Below are 15368 nucleotides of genomic sequence, written 5' to 3' on the forward strand. Positions count from 1 at the left end.
GTTGGTTTCTTTTAGCTGTAATGAACAACCTTTAAAAATTAATGATCTAAAAAATAAATACTTAGTAAGCAGATAATGAGCATTACTGTGACTAGAAGAAAATTAAGTAGCTGCTCTTTCGTTCCAGCGTGAATGTCCAACGGCTCTTTTTTATACGATGGATTCACAGACTTTATGGTGTAATCAAGTGTACTTTTCGAAAAAACATCTGAAGGAATCATGATGAAAAGCATAAGTGCATAGATCACACTTATGATGTATAGCATTGGAATATTAATAATAAACCCAATACCGGTTCCTGCAATTATTGGTCCTATTATTAAACTAACCATCACAACAATTCTTTTCTTCATTTTCAACATCTCCTTTATAAGTCTATTTCTACAAGTTTAACACAAAAAAGAGAGAAAACATTACGCTGTTTTCTCTCTTTGGTAATTTAATATAATTACATACGAACTGCAAAACTTGGTGTAAATGAACCAACATTGCTGTATTCAACACCTGTACTTTCGTTACCGGCGTGGATATAACCACCGCCACCTGTAGCAATCGCTACGTGATAAGAAGCACCTGGGCTACCCCAGAAGTATAAATCTCCAGCTTGCGCTTCGCCTACTGAGATACGTGTACCAGCACTTTCTTGTGCTACTGTATAACCACCGACATTACGGCCAGTTGCTTGCATATAAGCATAGTATACTAAGCCAGAACAGTCAAAGCTGTTTGGTCCTTTAGCACCCCATACATAAGGTTTGCCAACTTGTGCTGCTGCAATCGCAACTGCTGAACCGCCAGTTGGTTCCGGTACAGGAGTTGGATCTGGATCTGGTATTGGGGTAGATGGCTGATCATTTGAACCGCCGCCACCATTGTTATTAGCAGGAGTTTCATTGCCTCCTGTATTCGTCGTTCCAGTATTAGCAGGTGTTTCTGTTGAGCTACTTGGTGTAGTAGATTGTTCTTCGCTAGAAGATGATGAAGCTGTTGTAGAGCTGCTTGCTGTTTCTTTTGCTGCTGCCGCCGCTTCTTTTTCTTTCTTAGCATTTTCTGCTACAAGTTTTTCTTGTTCAGCAATACGTGCGCGTTCTGCTACTGCTGCTTCTTTTTCTTTCACTAAACCAGCTTTTTGATCTTCAGCAGTTGCTCTTTCAGCTGCAAGAGTCGTTTGTAATACATTTAAATCAGCTTCTGCTTTTACAAGATCGCCTTTTTGAGCTTCAAGTTCTACTTGATTGGCTTCAAGTTCTTTTAATTTGCTTTCATTTTCAGCTTTTTTCGTTTCTACAGCTTTTTTGTCTGCTTGTTGTTGTTTCACAAGATCATTGTTTGCATTAACAATTGTTGTCATTGCTGTTACGCGAGTGATCGCATCTGAGAAAGATTTTGCATTTAAAACAGCATCCATGTAGCTTGCGCTGTTGCCGTTTACTTGTACATCACGTGCTTGTTTTTTGATAGCCACTTCACGTTTTTTGATGCGGTTATTTAATTGAGTAATTTCTTTTTCTAAGTTTTTAGTTGTGCTTCTTAACTTGCCTTGTTCAGCTAGTAAGCTTTGTGCTTTTTCGTTGATTGATGCAACTTGTTCTTGAACAGCTGCAACTTGGTTTTGCGCATCTGCTTCTTGAGCTTTTAGACCAGTAATTGTTTGATCTTTTTGTTGGATTTTCGAATCCACTTCATCAGCTGATGCTCCCAATGGCATCGCAATAGAAGTAAGGGTCAATGAACAAACCATCAAAATCGGTAATACACTTTTCTTCACTATTCATTCCTCCGAATTTACATATAATTATATTCATCGTCTGAGTAATTTACATTCTTTTATAAGTAACGAAGTTATTGTAGCATAACCACATGTCATAGAGATAAAAATAATGTTACAGGAATATTTCATTTGAATATAGTAAAGTGACAATGAAAATTTACAAAGCTTTTTCTTTAACTTACTCGTCAAGAGCAAGCAAAAAAGTCTAGGCTGCCTCTATAGTTAGCCTAGACTTTTAATAATCAAATTTAACCTGGGAAACGCCAAACAACGGCTCTAAATCCAGCTGCATATGGACTTGGCGTCCAGCCGGTAGTTGTCGACACATACCCGGAGCCTGCCGGATTATTCGATTCAACAATTTGGACAGTGCTGCCGTTCACACCTACAACTAAGACAGTATGAACACCATCAAGCCAAGAATCCGGACTCATTGCATTCTCATATTGAACAACGTCTCCTACTTGAACGTCAGACCAAGAGACTTGAACTGCACCCGATTGTGTATAGCCACTGTGCGGGCCGCCCGGACTAAAAGTAATCCCAGCAGCGTTCAACCAGTTTTGAACAGCTACGATACATTCTCCGCTTTGTCCCCAACCTGTAGGATTGGTTTGACCTACGGCACTTAAAGCGATTTGTGCTGCTTTTTTCTTCTTGGCAGACACTCCGCCCTGACCAATACTATTACTATTGCCTGTATTTCCATTATCAGATGGCGTTTGGACAGGAGTTTCCGCACTTTGAGTTGTGCCATCCTGATTCACCACGTTTGTTTTAGCAAGACCCGGGTTAGCAGCTTGTGCTTCTGCTAATTTTGCAGCAGCTTGCGCTTCTGCTTTACGGCGTTCTTCCGCCTGTTTCGCTTGTTTTGCCTGTTCTTCTGCTAATTTCTTTTGAGCAGCAGCTTTTTGTTCAACATATTCAGATTTTTTCTTTTCCTCAGTTGAACGCTGTGCTTCTAATTCATTTTTGGCAATTTCTTGTTCAATTTTTAACGTGTTTAAAGAAGCTTGTTTTGAGTCAAGCTCTTTTTTAGCTGTTTCTAAATCTGTTAATTGTGATTCAGCAGTTTTAGATTTTTCTTCTACTTTTTTCTTATCGTTGTTTTGTTGTTTTAATAATTCGTTATTCGCATTAACCAAAGTAGAAATCCCCTGCACACGGCTAATCGCATCTGAAATTGATTCAGAATTGATAATCACTTCTAAATAATTGGAATTTGAGCCGCTAACCTGCACATCTCTTGCTTGATTGCGCATTTGGACTTCTCTTTTTTGAATACGAACATTCAAATCAGAAATTTCAGCGTATAATTTTTTTATTTTTTTAGTAAGTGTTTCTTTTTTAGTATTCAATTCATCAATTTTGGTAGCTGTTTCAAGCATGGTTGATTCAATTGATGCAAGTTTTGTTTCTGCTTCTGATTCTTTAGTTTTTAATTCATTGATTTTGTCGTCTTGTTGTTGAATTTTTGAATCATAGTCTTCTGCAGATACAGCTATAGGCAAGCTTACTGACGTCAAGGTTATTGAACAGACCATCAGGGCCGATAATATACTTTTTTTCACGCTAATTAATCCTCCGGTGGTTTACGATTTTTGAATAATATTTCATCATATTCTAATTTAGCAACGGCATTATTGTATCATAGCAGTATAACAGTTAGATAAAAGAAAGATTACAAAAACATTTCACCGCTATGCCTTTTTTTCTCTTTTCAAAAAGAAAAGACTATTCATTTGCAAATAGTCTCTTTAATAAGTATGAAAATAAAACAAAAATCAGCATGTTGAAAAGTAAGGTCGGTCCTAATACTTTTATGACAAATAACAACGGTGCGACATTGGACAAATGAAAAATAATCTGCATAGCTACGGCGATCAGTTCATAGACCGTGACAAAAATGATCATACCAAAAAAAGAAGTCAACAGATTTGTGTGAACAACACGCTGGAAACGATACATCATCATAACGGTCGCGGTTAAAGCTACCGTGTAGATGCCAATAATTCCGATATAATAGCTGTCGCAAATCCAGCCTAAGATCAATGCAGCGATTAGCAAATACCGCTTCGAAAGGTTCGGTATCGCCATCAAAAAAGCCAGTAGTAAAAAATGGGCATTCGCAAAATAAACGTTATCGGTTAGAGTAACAGCCCCTTTAGTCAGTTGCCCATCAATGAGCATCAATAGAAAGAAAACTACCGGCGCATAATATTTTACATTTTCTTTTTGAATCATCAGCTCATCATTCCCCCGCTCCAGCTAGTCTTTTGACAATGGTGACAACGGGGATACCGTACATTTCTGAATAAGGTGTTACATAAATTTCTCTTTCTAAACCATAGCTGTCAGGTTTCACCTTTTTAACAACGCCAACAGGTAGGTTCGCTGGTGAATTTTGACCTAGTCCGGAGGTTTGAACCACATCGCCTTCTTTAATTTCGACGTCTCCCACTACTTGAGTAACAACTAGGGCATTTTCTTTGTCATCGTATTTTTTTAGTAATCCATAAGAATCACCATTTTGGGAGTTGATTTGGACTGGAAAATGGTTGGAGCTTTGGTTTTCAGAAGTTAGCAGCTCCACTTTTGAAGAAGCAGCATTTACTTCAATGACACGTCCAATTAAGCCTTTTTGTGCCATAACCGCCATGTTTGGCTTGATGCCGTCTTTTGAGCCGCGATCAACAATTAGTAAATCCTGCCACATGTCAGGTGATCTGGAAATAACGGTTGCTGAAACTTTTTCATAATTGCCTAAAGTAGCATTAAGTTCCAATTCTTTTTTTAGCGCTTCATTTTCCTTTTTCAGGTTACTGTTTTGAATGGATAATTCGCCATAGCTATCGATTCTTTCTTTTAAGCGCTCGTTTTCATCATATGTATTAAATAATGAGCCAATGGATGAAAAGCCATTGCTGACAGCTCTTGCTGGAAATGTAATAATCTTATCGATAAAGCCGACGCTATCATTAACAGCAGACTGACCAAGATTGGTTTTACCATCATTTGCCCGATGAGCGGCAGTTAAGCTGATGATTGTTACAACAATAATGACAACAATCAATGTGATGATTATATTTTTATTTGGATTAAATTTTTTCACTTCGACACCCCGACTAATCTTTAGACTGATAGCAATAATTTTACCACTAATTTCTGGCAAACAAAAGGGCTGTGGTGTGACTTTACCTTTTTTTTAGTAAATCCGTATTATTTCACAAAAAAAAGCAGAGCGGCACTTGCGCCTGCTCTACTTTACTCGGTTAATAGTTTATTTGTCTTTCTTTTCTTCGTTTAATAATGCTTTACGCGAAACGTTGACCCGACCTTGCTTGTCGATTTCTGTTACTTTTACAAGTACTTCATCGCCCAGTTTCACTACGTCTTCTACATTATTTACGCGTTCATTGGCTAATTGAGAAATATGGATCAGTCCATCTTTACCTTTAATTAAGTTAACGAATGCCCCAAATTTTTCTACGCGAACAACTTTTCCTAGGTAAACTTGTCCAACTTCAACTTCTTTGGTTAATTCTTCAATAATCTTAATCGCCTTTTTAATCATGTCTGCGTCCGCTGAAGCGATGCTTACATTTCCTTCTTGGTCGATATCAATTTTTACGCCGGTTTCGTCAATGATGCCGTTAATTGTTTCGCCGCCTTTACCAATAACATCTTTGATTTTAGCAGGAGCAATTTGGATCATTTCAATTTTCGGTGCATATTTGCTTAATTCAGGACGCGGACCAGCCAGCGTTGACGTTAATTCAGCTAGAATTTCCATACGGGCTTTTTTCGCTTGCGTTAAGGCTTCTGTCAGGATTTGTTCAGTAATCCCTTGAATCTTGATATCCATTTGTAATGCAGTGATACCGTCTTTAGTCCCAGCAACCTTAAAGTCCATATCGCCTAAATGATCTTCCAAGCCTTGAATATCTGTTAGAATCGTATAGTTTTCACCATCGCTGACTAGACCCATGGCAATGCCGGCTACCGGCGCTTTAATCGGTACACCAGCATCCATCAGCGCTAAAATACCGGCACAGATACTTGCTTGAGAAGAAGAACCATTTGATTCCAATACTTCAGATACAACACGAATTGTATAAGGGAAATCAGCTTCACTCGGAATCACTTGTGCCATCGCACGTTCACCTAGCGCGCCATGACCGATTTCACGACGACCGGGAGAGCCTGCCCGTCCTGTTGACCCAACAGAAAACTGCGGGAAGTTGTAATGGTGGATGAAACGTTTGCTGTCTTCTACGCCCAAACCATCAATAATTTGATGTTCTCCAAGCGGAGCCAAGGTACAGACAGACAATGCCTGCGTTTGTCCACGAGTAAATAGACCAGAACCATGAACACGCGGTAAAATACCAACTTCTGAAGATAATGGACGAATTTCATCTAACTTACGACCATCAGGACGAATTTTGTCAATTGTAATCAGTTCACGTACAACATCTTTTTCTAAATCTTCAGCAATTTGCTTCACTTCTTTAGCGAACTGATCTTCTTCTTCATGACCAGCAAATTTTTCAGCATAGACTTCTTTTACTTGGTCTTTGATTGCATCAATATTTACTTCACGCGCTAATTTTTCTTCGGTCATAACGGCTTCTTTCATTGCCCCATAATAAGCATCGAAGATTTCTTTTTTCAAATCAGCATCTACTTGTAATAATTTGATTTCCATTTTTTCTTTGCCGACTGCAGCAACGATTTCTTCTTGGAAGGCAACTAATTCTTTGATCGCTTCAAAACCGAAAAGCAAAGCGCCCAGCATATCTTCTTCAGAAACTTCTTTTGCGCCGCTTTCTACCATATTAATGGCTTTTTTCGTACCGGCAACCGTTAATTCAATATCTGTTTTTTCTGCTTGTTCGACAGTTGGATTTAAGACGTATTCGCCATCTACACGACCTACCTCTACTCCGGCAATCGGTCCGTCAAACGGAATATCTGAAATAGCCAAAGCTAAAGATGAACCAAACATAGCAGCCATTTCCGGCGTGCAATCTTGTTCCACACTCATCACTGTATTCGTGATTTGAACTTCATTACGGAAGCCTTCAGCAAACATCGGACGAATCGGGCGGTCAATCAAACGAGCGGTTAATGTCGCACGTTCACTTGGACGACCTTCACGCTTGATGAAGCCTCCAGGAATTTTACCTACCGCGTACATTTTTTCTTCGTAGTTGACCGTTAATGGGAAAAAGTCAAAGTCTCTGGCATCTTTAGACGCTACAGCTGCACTCAAAACAACGGTTTCCCCATAACGAACTAAAACAGCTCCGTTCGCTTGTTTTGCCAATTGGCCGATCTCTACTTGCAGCGGTCGACCGCCCCAGGTAGTTTTAAATACTTGTTTTTCTGACATAATTCTGCTCTCCTTTTACCCTTTGGAAAAGTCAGACTGCTACTAAACAAATGAAAAGATTCAAACGAATTGAGTCCTTTTATTTGGTTAGTAGATTCACTTAACCTTCCCAATGAGGGCGTGTTTTTTTATATTTTCGGGCAAGAGATTTTGCCTTACTATTTTGGTTAAAAAGTAAAAAACGGCGAGACAGAAGCAGCACCATCCGAAATAAACGGAAATAAGCACAGGCTAAAAGCCTCGCAGATTTCTTCTTACTTCCAGGAGCCCGCTTCTGACTCAGCCTCTTAATGATTAACGACGTAATCCTAAGCGTTGGATCAATTCGCGGTAACGTTGGATATCAGTTTTACGTAAGTAAGCTAATAAGTTACGACGGTGTCCAATTTTTTTCATTAGTCCACGGTAAGAATGATGATCTTTTTTGTGAACGCGGGCATGTTCGTTCAAGTGGTTGATATCAGCAGTTAATACAGCGATCTGTACTTCTGGTGAACCAGTATCTCCTTCATGACGAGCATACTCTTTAATGATTTCGTTTTTTTGTTCTTTAGACATTGCCATGTTTTTCACCTCTTCTTTTCAATAGTCATCTTATTACTGAGTAATACGTTGGTGATTCGCACAACCAAGTAAAAAGACGGTATGATTTCATACAGGTACACTTTACAGGAAAACCTGTAGAAATGCAAGACCAAGCTTGACATTCCACTGCTTTTTTGAACAATTTATCCCCATTTACAAAGGTTTTATGATAAACTAAATGAGCAAATGAAATAGAGGTCTCTGATAGATTTGCATTGAATCAGCCAAATCTAGATTTTCAAATAGTTGAAGGAGGAATTATCCCATGCTTACCATGGAGGATATTATCCGTGAAGGAAACCCCACATTGAGGGCAGTAGCCAAAGAAGTTGAATTACCGCTTTCTGAAGAGGACATTCAATTAGGCAAAGATATGATGGAATTTTTACAAAACAGTCAAGATCCTGTGAAGGCTGAAGAGCTAAAATTACGCGGCGGTGTTGGTTTAGCAGCACCACAATTAGATATTTCTAAGCGAATTATCGCGGTTCACGTGCCGAATGGTGATCTGGAAAATCCGGAGCCTACGTTAAGTGCCGTGATGTATAATCCTAAAATTTTAAGCCACTCCGTTCAGGATGCTTGTCTTGGAGAGGGTGAAGGCTGCTTATCCGTTGACCGGGAAGTCCCGGGCTATGTAGTTCGTCATAACAAGATTACTGTTTCTTATATTGACGCTGCAGGCGAAAAACAAAAGCTTCGCTTAAAAAATTACGAAGCGATTGTGGTTCAGCATGAAATCGACCATCTGAATGGTGTCATGTTTTACGATCATATTAATCAAGACAATCCTTTCGCATTAAAAGAAGGCGTACTGGTTATTGAATAAAAAATGGGGCGCGACTGTAATGTCACGCCCCATTTTTTATATTGCTTTCAATTCCTTCAACGCTTTCCAAATTCCGTCATTATCATTGGTAGCTGTTACAAGCTTTGCTTCTTTTTGAATGTGAGGTGCCGCATTGCCCATAGCTACGCCAACGCCTGCTTCACGCAGCATTTCGCGGTCGTTTTCGCCGTCACCGAATGTAATGATATCTTCTTGCTTGATGCCCACACGATCTGCTAAATTCAATAAAGTCGCGGCTTTTGACCCGCCTTTTGGCACAATATCTACGCTTTCTTTATGCCAGCGGATAAAACGAAATTTATCGTACTTCTGATCGAAAAGTCCATCATCCGTTTCATCATAAAACGCCAAGCCTTGATAAATATCGTTTTTTTCTTGAAACGTTTCATCATAGTCGGGGGCTTGGTAATTAATAGTGCGCATCGCTTCATCCATTTGTGCTAAGCGATGATGGTTATTTTTTTTAACATCGTCTAATCCCACGTAAGCTAAGCCGATTCCTCTTTGCTCCACATCTGCAGCAAATCGCTCTAATTCCGTCGGATCCAGCAGATTTTGATAATATTGCTCATGATCTAAAAAAGCAGCGGCGCCATTACATAAAATATAATTTGTAAAGCCTAAATCTAAAATAATATCCTGCGCCATAAAGCGGCTGCGTCCTGTTGCAATCGTCACAAGATGCCCTTGTCGTCTTAAGATCTGCAAGGCTTCTCTGGTACTTTCCAGTGGCTGTTTGTCTGTGCCTAATAATGTTCCGTCAATATCAAATGCAAAAAGTTTTCTTTTCATGGAGAAATAACTCGCTCGCTTTCTAATTTCTTGGCAGATACTTGCTGCCTTCTCTAACTGCTAAAGAACTCAGTTCCGTCGTTTCAATAAAAGCTCTGACCCAAGCCGGATCGGATTTACTATATTGGCGCAATGACCAGCCAATGGCTTTTTGAATAAAGAACTCCTTTGTAGTTTTATCATAAATGATGGCCTTTTTCAACAATCCCGTATCGGTGTTTTCCTTGTACATCAGCTGAAGATTGATAGCGATTCTGCGATGCCAAAAATCAGCTTCACCAAAAAAAGCGGCGAAGACCTGCGGCATTTCAGTAAAATTCGCTGCTCCCCAGAGCCCAAAAAATTTTCGCCAGGCGTCCACGCTGTCCCACCAGGCTTTTTCTATTACGAAGGGTTTAAAGTGCAGTAATTGATCAAAAGTCAGTCGCTTAACATTAGCTGTGATTAAATCAATGGCTAAATACTGATATTCACGTTCCGGCTTATCATAGTAAAAGCGCACCAACGCTGCCAGTTCGTCAAAAGGAAGCTGCTTGCTTTCCCGGAGAGCAAGCTTGGTCAACTGTATTCTTTCCGGTGCAGGGATACCAGCAAACGGAAATAAATTTTTCATGTAAGCCGCCATTGACACAGCTTTGTCTTCATTCCGCTCAAAAATTACTTCGTTCATGCTTTTCCTCCTCGACCACTCATAAAAAAGGAACTAGCGTATAACCTGCCAGTTATATTCTAGTTCCATGCATTCGTTAAATAAGTATTAATCTAAATAAGTAGTATCCGCATTATTCAGCCAAGCATAGCCCAAGCCCATCACTAAACCGCCGCCGATAAAGTTACCGATTAGCGCGCAGATTAAATTATGTGCCACACTGCCGGCTGTCATCGCAGCAATTGTTCCGTGAGAAGCAAAATAAGCCAAGCTGAATGCCGGGAAGTTTGCAATAACGTGTTCATAGCCTAAAAAGGCAAAGATAAAGATAATAAAGATAATCGCAGCGACTTTTCCTGCATCGTCCTTCATTCTCATACTAACTAACACAGCAGTATTAACCACGATATTAGCAAAAATACCTTCTACAATAATCTGAGTAGTCGTCTTATCTAATTTTCCAGCAATAGAGGTAAAAAAGAAGCTGTCAGATGCTAAATTTTGAAAAGGTACCGTTAGTGAAACCAAATAAGCGAATAAAACACCGCCGACTAAGTTAAATAAGATACAAGTGAATAAAATCTTGGCAGCAAAAGAAAAATTGATTTTTTTACGATAAACACCAACTGTCATATAAAGCATATTCGAGGTTCCTAATTCTGCATTCATATAAAGAATCATAACTAACGACCAACTAAACATAAACGCATACAGCATTTTGCCTAAACCATGTGCAATATCTTCACCTTTCATGGCAATAACAAACGCAACTGCAGTTCCTAGCGTTAAAAACATACAGGCAAGCATCGCCCGAAACGCATAACGTAGAAAACTATTTTGGAATAAGCTCATCTTTTTGCTAATCGACTTGTCTATCTGTTCAAATAATGGCGATACAGGTTTCATTTCGTTTCTCCTTTTCAATTTGTTTTCAATATTTATTTTCAAAAACATTCTTTACTATTTTAATGACCTACCAGCGTTTTGTCTAGTGTTTTTCGCAGAAAAATACAGTTTTCTGCAAACCTCGTTAAAACAATCACATTTTCTGCTTATTTCCAATAATATATTGGTTAATCTTCATTCCATTTACTAAAATAATACAATATATACGAAGAAAATGAAAAAAATGCGCAAGTGTATTTTTACAATCAATAGGTTAACATTAAAGCACAGACGTAAATAAAAGAGGTCTCTACAGATGACAACTATCACTTCATTCTTCCGGTGGTGGTGGTGGCGTATCTGGTGACTGGTAGCCAACAGCTTTCCATTGTAAGAAAAGACTTGAGTTTCCCCTTATTCTGGGGTATACTAAGTTTCGTGTAAAATAATGCAGCAGAAAAATAATAGTCTCGTCAACAGTCCATTGCCTTGATTTGTGTTTCGGTCAATGACCAGATGCACTTTTCAGGTTCAACTGCGTAACCGCGGCTGCAAAGGTGAAGGTTGAAGAATGAACTGAACGAATATGAATTTTTCAGAAGATTATTTTACTCCAAAAACTTATTTTATTGGAGGAATTTTGAATGTCTCGTTATACAGGACCATCATGGAAAATCTCTCGTCGTCTAGGTATCTCTCTATCAGGAACTGGTAAAGAACTAGCACGTCGCCCTTACAAACCAGGACAACACGGACCAAACAGCCGTGGCAAACAGTCTGAATATGGTATGCAATTAACTGAAAAACAAAAATTACGTCATATGTACGGCATGAACGAACGTCAATTCGTTAACTTGTTCGTGAAAGCAAGCAAAATTAAAGAAGGTAAACACGGGGTTAACTTCATGATCTTACTAGAACAACGTTTAGATAATGTTGTTTACCGTTTAGGTCTTGCTACTACTCGTCGTCAAGCACGTCAATTAGTAAACCACGGCCACATCACTGTTGATGGCAAACGTGTAGATATCCCTTCATACCACGTTGAAATTGGTCAAGTAATTGGTGTTCGTGAAAAATCACAAAGCATCGTAACAATTAAAGAAGCGGTTGAAGCAACTGTTGGACGTCCAGCATTCGTAAGCTTTGACACTGAAAAATTAGAAGGAAGCTTCACTCGTTTACCAGAACGCGATGAGCTATATCCTGAAATCGACGAAGCTCTTGTCGTTGAATACTACAACCAAAAACTTTAAGATTCCATTATTTCGATATTGTGGAACTTTGGAAGCCCTTGTCCGACTTTGTTGGACAAGGTTTTTTTATACAAAAGAGGGAGTTAAAAGTAGTTCCACTTCTAACTCCCTCTTTTCAAATTTCATGGCTCCTGTTTTTTCAACACGCCGTCTTTCATAACATAAACTTCATCACAATAATCAATTAGACGCTGGTCATGCGTGACCATTATCGTTGCTTTATTTTTTTCTTTGGTTTCTCTAGCCAAGATTTCCACTACCTCAAAGGCACGCTCGGAATCCAAGCTGGCTGTAGGCTCATCCGCTAAAATAATCGCCGGATCATTGTACAATGCTCGTGCAATTGCCACTCGCTGACGTTCCCCGCCTGAGATTTCATCCGGATATTTTTTCTTCAGCTTCTCTATCCCCAGCTGTGTTAATAACTCATTGATTTTTTTCGTGTCTGCCTTTTCTTTTTTGACTTTGTCCACTAAACGCAGCTGCTTTTCCACAGTTAAAAACGGTACTAGGTTCGATGCCTGCAAAATAAAGCCGATTTGGGCAAAACGCAGCTTCGCTCTGCTTTTTTCGTTTTCTGTACTGAACGACTGGTTGTTGATCTTCACTTCTCCGTTCGTTGGTGTCTGCAGACCGCCCGCCAATGTCAAAAAGGTACTCTTACCCGAACCACTGGGGCCAATTACAGCAACAAACTTGCCTTTTTCCACAGAAAAATCAGTTTTCTTTAATGCTTCGATCGTGGTATCGCCATCTAAAAACTGCTTATCCACAGATGAAAATTCAATAGCTTTCATGTTGATCTCCTTTCTTCTGTCCTGTGTTCTATCATTAGCCAATTGCTTTTAATGGATCAATTTTTACGATTGTTCTTACTGAAAATAAGGCACCCAACACAGCAATAATCAGCATTAAGCCGCCAATCGCTAAAAAGAACAGCCAATTTGTTTGAAACGGAACGGCCGTTGGCAGAACTAAAGAGGTGCCGACTGTTCCTAATAAACCAATACTGATTCCTAAAAGAGCTAGTATAAAGGTTTGCACAATTACCGAGACTGCAATATAAGAGCCCGAGATTCCTTGTGCTTTCATAATGCCGAAAATCGTTGCTTTTTGCATCGTTAATACATAAATGAAAATCCCAATGACAATAGCGGCAATCACAATTAAAAAGCCGATCATAAAGCCAAAAGTCAGTACCTGTGCGTTGTAGCCGGGCAATTCATTAATAAATTTTTTTATACCATAGCTCGTTAGATCGTCATCTTTTAACTCTACATTCTTTAACGAATGATCCTTTGCCCGAAAAACAATCGCATTGATTCGTGCGTTTTCCGATGTATCCGATTTTTCAAAGCGAATTTGCTGGAACGCATTTGTGGTGATATACAGGACAGGCGCCACGTTGAATTTCGCATTATCCGTAAAGCCTACCACTTTGAGTTTCTTGTCATTGCCGGATAATTTGACCGTATCTCCCAGTTTAATGTTGTTTTCTTCTTTCAGGCTGCTGTCTACAACTGCTTCATCATCATTCTCGAAGGCTCTTCCTTCAATAATATTCGGCATTAAAAATTGTTCTTTGTCGATACCGAAGAAGCTGGCGTTGATTTTTTCAGCTTTCTTCTTATCTAATTGAATGACCGCCGCAGTTTGACCCAAAACAGCCTTTTCTTTCGCATCGACTTTATCGATTGTTTTCATGGGAATCATCGACATATTAATATTCGTATTCGATTCATCAGACAAAACAATACCGTCCGCCTGCCATTTATCCACAGCAGTTCGGTTATCTTGTGCCAGTCCATAAGCTAGTCCAGTTAAAAAAAAGACCAGATAGGAAATTAAAAACATCACACTGATAATCAGTGCGTAACGCAATTTTGAACGTGTAATTTCATTCCAAGCTAAAAACATCTATTTTCCTCCTTATCAGTTGATAAGCTCTATCAGAAGTATAACAAACGAAAAAAAATGGAACAAAACATCTGCTTCTTTTTTTCATTTACTGCTCTTTAATCTGGTATACTAAACACAAAAAGGAGTTTTTCTATGGTTAAAAATAGAGCCACCATTGTCCAGACAATTGTTCAATTTACGGTTATTTTATTGTTCGTTTTATTTTTGAGGAAATTTGTGTTAACTCCTGTAGAGGTTATCGGCATTTCAATGGAACCAAATTATCATGAAACTGACCGTTTATGGCAAACCTCTTTAGTCAGTCCTAAGCGATTTGATGTAGCCACCTTCCCTAGTCCACGAAATGGCAAACGAATTTTAAAACGAGTGATTGGCCTGCCCGGCGACACCATTCGCATGGAAAACGACCAGCTGTATATCAATGATAAAAAATATGACGAACCTTATTTAGACAAAGCTAAAGCCTCTGTCAATGACGACGCGCCTTTAACAGCCGATTTTTCACTGGAAACCATTCAAGTCGGGGCCACGACTAAAGTGCCTGAAGGAAAGTACTTCGTATTGGGAGATAATCGCAGAGTAGCTGATGACAGTCGTTATTTCGGCTTTGTGGATCAAGAATCAATTGCAGGTGTCGTTTACTTCCGATACTATCCATTGAATAAAATTGGTTTACAATAACATTAAAAAGCTTTGCCTCATTGATAAACGGCAAAGCTTTTTTCAGCTGGATTATACAGATTTATTTTGTTAATTTTTTTTGCATGATGAAATCAACTTGTTCATCCTCGCCCATAAAGAAGGCATGCTGCCCTACATGTGTAAAGCCCATTTTATTGTAAAATTCAATTGCCGGAAAATTCTTTTCCCAGACACCCAGCCATATAGACGTTTTATTCAATTCTTCTGCTCTTTGCAACGCTAATTCATATAGCTTTTTCCCTAGACCTAAACGCTTAAAGGCTGAATCAATGTATATCCGCTCAATTTCCAGTCCATTTTTATCAAGATCTTCTGTTTGTGCTTCATTTACATTTAGCTTTATGTAACCGGCCAGTTGATCCTGCGAATAGATAAAATAGAATTCCGAATTTGGATTCGCCAGTTCCTTGCCTAGTTTTTCTTTTGAATAGGCATGGGTTAAATAATTTGCCAGATCTTCTGGTTTATTGTCTTTTGCAAAAGTATCGGAAAAGGTTCGAATGCTAATTTCTTGAAGTGTATCTAAACTGCGCTGATCTATTTTTTGAATGTCACTCATAAAA

Annotated in this window: 16 protein-coding genes; 3 read left to right on the forward strand and 13 right to left on the reverse strand. The window is 39.0% G+C overall.

Annotation, left to right across the window (positions count from 1 at the left end):
• Nucleotides 1–38 precede the first annotated feature (38 nt).
• The 7 genes from ABH902_RS04625 to rpsO all read right to left on the reverse strand — a co-directional run bounded on the left by ABH902_RS04625 (nt 39) and on the right by rpsO (nt 7730).
• Nucleotides 39–353 (reverse strand): hypothetical protein, encoded by a 315-nt coding sequence (locus ABH902_RS04625; protein WP_404589381.1) that lies wholly within the window; start codon nt 351–353, stop codon nt 39–41.
• Between the two features lie 95 nt (nt 354–448).
• Nucleotides 449–1768, reverse strand: a complete 1320-nt coding sequence (locus ABH902_RS04630; protein ID WP_404589382.1) for an NlpC/P60 family protein — start codon at nt 1766–1768, stop codon at nt 449–451.
• A gap of 251 nt (nt 1769–2019) precedes the next feature.
• Complete coding sequence (locus tag ABH902_RS04635; protein ID WP_404589383.1) at nt 2020–3342, reverse strand: coiled-coil domain-containing protein; 1323 nt, start codon at nt 3340–3342, stop codon at nt 2020–2022.
• 163 nt (nt 3343–3505) lie between these two features.
• A complete protein-coding gene (gene mreD / locus ABH902_RS04640) occupies nt 3506–4015 on the reverse strand; it encodes a rod shape-determining protein MreD (RefSeq protein ID WP_404589384.1) in 510 nt (169 codons plus the stop codon).
• Between the two features lie 7 nt (nt 4016–4022).
• The gene (gene mreC / locus ABH902_RS04645; protein WP_404589385.1) at nt 4023–4883 is read right to left on the reverse strand and encodes a rod shape-determining protein MreC; all 861 of its coding nucleotides are present in this window, start codon (nt 4881–4883) and stop codon (nt 4023–4025) included.
• Nucleotides 4884–5051: 168 nt separating this feature from the next.
• Nucleotides 5052–7166: a polyribonucleotide nucleotidyltransferase gene (pnp, locus tag ABH902_RS04650; RefSeq protein ID WP_404589386.1), complete on the reverse strand. Its 2115-nt coding sequence runs from the start codon at nt 7164–7166 to the stop codon at nt 5052–5054.
• Nucleotides 7167–7460: 294 nt separating this feature from the next.
• Nucleotides 7461–7730: a 30S ribosomal protein S15 gene (gene rpsO / locus ABH902_RS04655; RefSeq protein WP_154776814.1), complete on the reverse strand. Its 270-nt coding sequence runs from the start codon at nt 7728–7730 to the stop codon at nt 7461–7463.
• Nucleotides 7731–8016: 286 nt separating this feature from the next.
• Between rpsO and def the strand changes: the two genes are divergently transcribed.
• The gene (def, locus tag ABH902_RS04660; RefSeq protein ID WP_404589387.1) at nt 8017–8580 is read left to right on the forward strand and encodes a peptide deformylase; all 564 of its coding nucleotides are present in this window, start codon (nt 8017–8019) and stop codon (nt 8578–8580) included.
• A gap of 36 nt (nt 8581–8616) precedes the next feature.
• Here the strand turns inward: def and ABH902_RS04665 are convergent, their stop codons facing one another.
• The 3 genes from ABH902_RS04665 to ABH902_RS04675 form a co-directional block, all read right to left on the reverse strand.
• Nucleotides 8617–9393, reverse strand: a complete 777-nt coding sequence (locus ABH902_RS04665; protein ID WP_404589388.1) for a Cof-type HAD-IIB family hydrolase — start codon at nt 9391–9393, stop codon at nt 8617–8619.
• A gap of 22 nt (nt 9394–9415) precedes the next feature.
• Nucleotides 9416–10063, reverse strand: a complete 648-nt coding sequence (locus tag ABH902_RS04670) for a DNA alkylation repair protein (protein WP_404589389.1) — start codon at nt 10061–10063, stop codon at nt 9416–9418.
• 87 nt (nt 10064–10150) lie between these two features.
• A complete protein-coding gene (locus ABH902_RS04675) occupies nt 10151–10948 on the reverse strand; it encodes a formate/nitrite transporter family protein (RefSeq protein WP_404589390.1) in 798 nt (265 codons plus the stop codon).
• Nucleotides 10949–11571: 623 nt separating this feature from the next.
• Between ABH902_RS04675 and rpsD the strand changes: the two genes are divergently transcribed.
• A complete protein-coding gene (gene rpsD / locus ABH902_RS04680) occupies nt 11572–12183 on the forward strand; it encodes a 30S ribosomal protein S4 (RefSeq protein ID WP_404589391.1) in 612 nt (203 codons plus the stop codon).
• A 122-nt stretch (nt 12184–12305) separates the two neighbouring features.
• Here the strand turns inward: rpsD and ABH902_RS04685 are convergent, their stop codons facing one another.
• Nucleotides 12306–12980, reverse strand: coding sequence for an ABC transporter ATP-binding protein (locus ABH902_RS04685; RefSeq protein ID WP_404589392.1), 675 nt, complete (start codon nt 12978–12980; stop codon nt 12306–12308).
• A gap of 34 nt (nt 12981–13014) precedes the next feature.
• On the reverse strand, nt 13015–14100 hold the full coding sequence (locus ABH902_RS04690) for an ABC transporter permease (RefSeq protein WP_404589393.1): 1086 nt from the start codon (nt 14098–14100) through the stop codon (nt 13015–13017).
• A gap of 135 nt (nt 14101–14235) precedes the next feature.
• Here ABH902_RS04690 and lepB point away from each other — a divergent pair, with 135 nt between their 5' ends.
• Entirely contained in the window at nt 14236–14784 is a 549-nt protein-coding gene (gene lepB, locus ABH902_RS04695; RefSeq protein ID WP_404589394.1) for a signal peptidase I, read from the forward strand.
• A gap of 61 nt (nt 14785–14845) precedes the next feature.
• Here lepB and ABH902_RS04700 read toward each other — a convergent pair whose 3' ends face one another.
• On the reverse strand, nt 14846–15364 hold the full coding sequence (locus tag ABH902_RS04700) for a GNAT family N-acetyltransferase (RefSeq protein WP_404589395.1): 519 nt from the start codon (nt 15362–15364) through the stop codon (nt 14846–14848).
• Between the last annotated feature and the right edge of the window lie 4 nt (nt 15365–15368).

Origin of the sequence: Enterococcus sp. UD-01 (assembly GCF_044909655.1) — a bacterium.
Classification (GTDB): domain Bacteria; phylum Bacillota; class Bacilli; order Lactobacillales; family Enterococcaceae; genus Enterococcus_L.

Coding starts and splice junctions, on each gene's coding strand:
- ABH902_RS04625 (WP_404589381.1), bottom strand. CDS start 353: ATGAAGAAAAGAATTGTTGTGATGGTTAGTTTAATAATAGGACCAATA.
- mreD (WP_404589384.1), bottom strand. CDS start 4,015: ATGATTCAAAAAGAAAATGTAAAATATTATGCGCCGGTAGTTTTCTTT.
- pnp (WP_404589386.1), bottom strand. CDS start 7,166: ATGTCAGAAAAACAAGTATTTAAAACTACCTGGGGCGGTCGACCGCTG.
- rpsO (WP_154776814.1), bottom strand. CDS start 7,730: ATGGCAATGTCTAAAGAACAAAAAAACGAAATCATTAAAGAGTATGCT.
- def (WP_404589387.1), top strand. CDS start 8,017: ATGCTTACCATGGAGGATATTATCCGTGAAGGAAACCCCACATTGAGG.
- ABH902_RS04665 (WP_404589388.1), bottom strand. CDS start 9,393: ATGAAAAGAAAACTTTTTGCATTTGATATTGACGGAACATTATTAGGC.
- ABH902_RS04670 (WP_404589389.1), bottom strand. CDS start 10,063: ATGAACGAAGTAATTTTTGAGCGGAATGAAGACAAAGCTGTGTCAATG.
- ABH902_RS04675 (WP_404589390.1), bottom strand. CDS start 10,948: ATGAAACCTGTATCGCCATTATTTGAACAGATAGACAAGTCGATTAGC.
- rpsD (WP_404589391.1), top strand. CDS start 11,572: ATGTCTCGTTATACAGGACCATCATGGAAAATCTCTCGTCGTCTAGGT.
- ABH902_RS04685 (WP_404589392.1), bottom strand. CDS start 12,980: ATGAAAGCTATTGAATTTTCATCTGTGGATAAGCAGTTTTTAGATGGC.
- ABH902_RS04690 (WP_404589393.1), bottom strand. CDS start 14,100: ATGTTTTTAGCTTGGAATGAAATTACACGTTCAAAATTGCGTTACGCA.
- lepB (WP_404589394.1), top strand. CDS start 14,236: ATGGTTAAAAATAGAGCCACCATTGTCCAGACAATTGTTCAATTTACG.
- ABH902_RS04700 (WP_404589395.1), bottom strand. CDS start 15,364: ATGAGTGACATTCAAAAAATAGATCAGCGCAGTTTAGATACACTTCAA.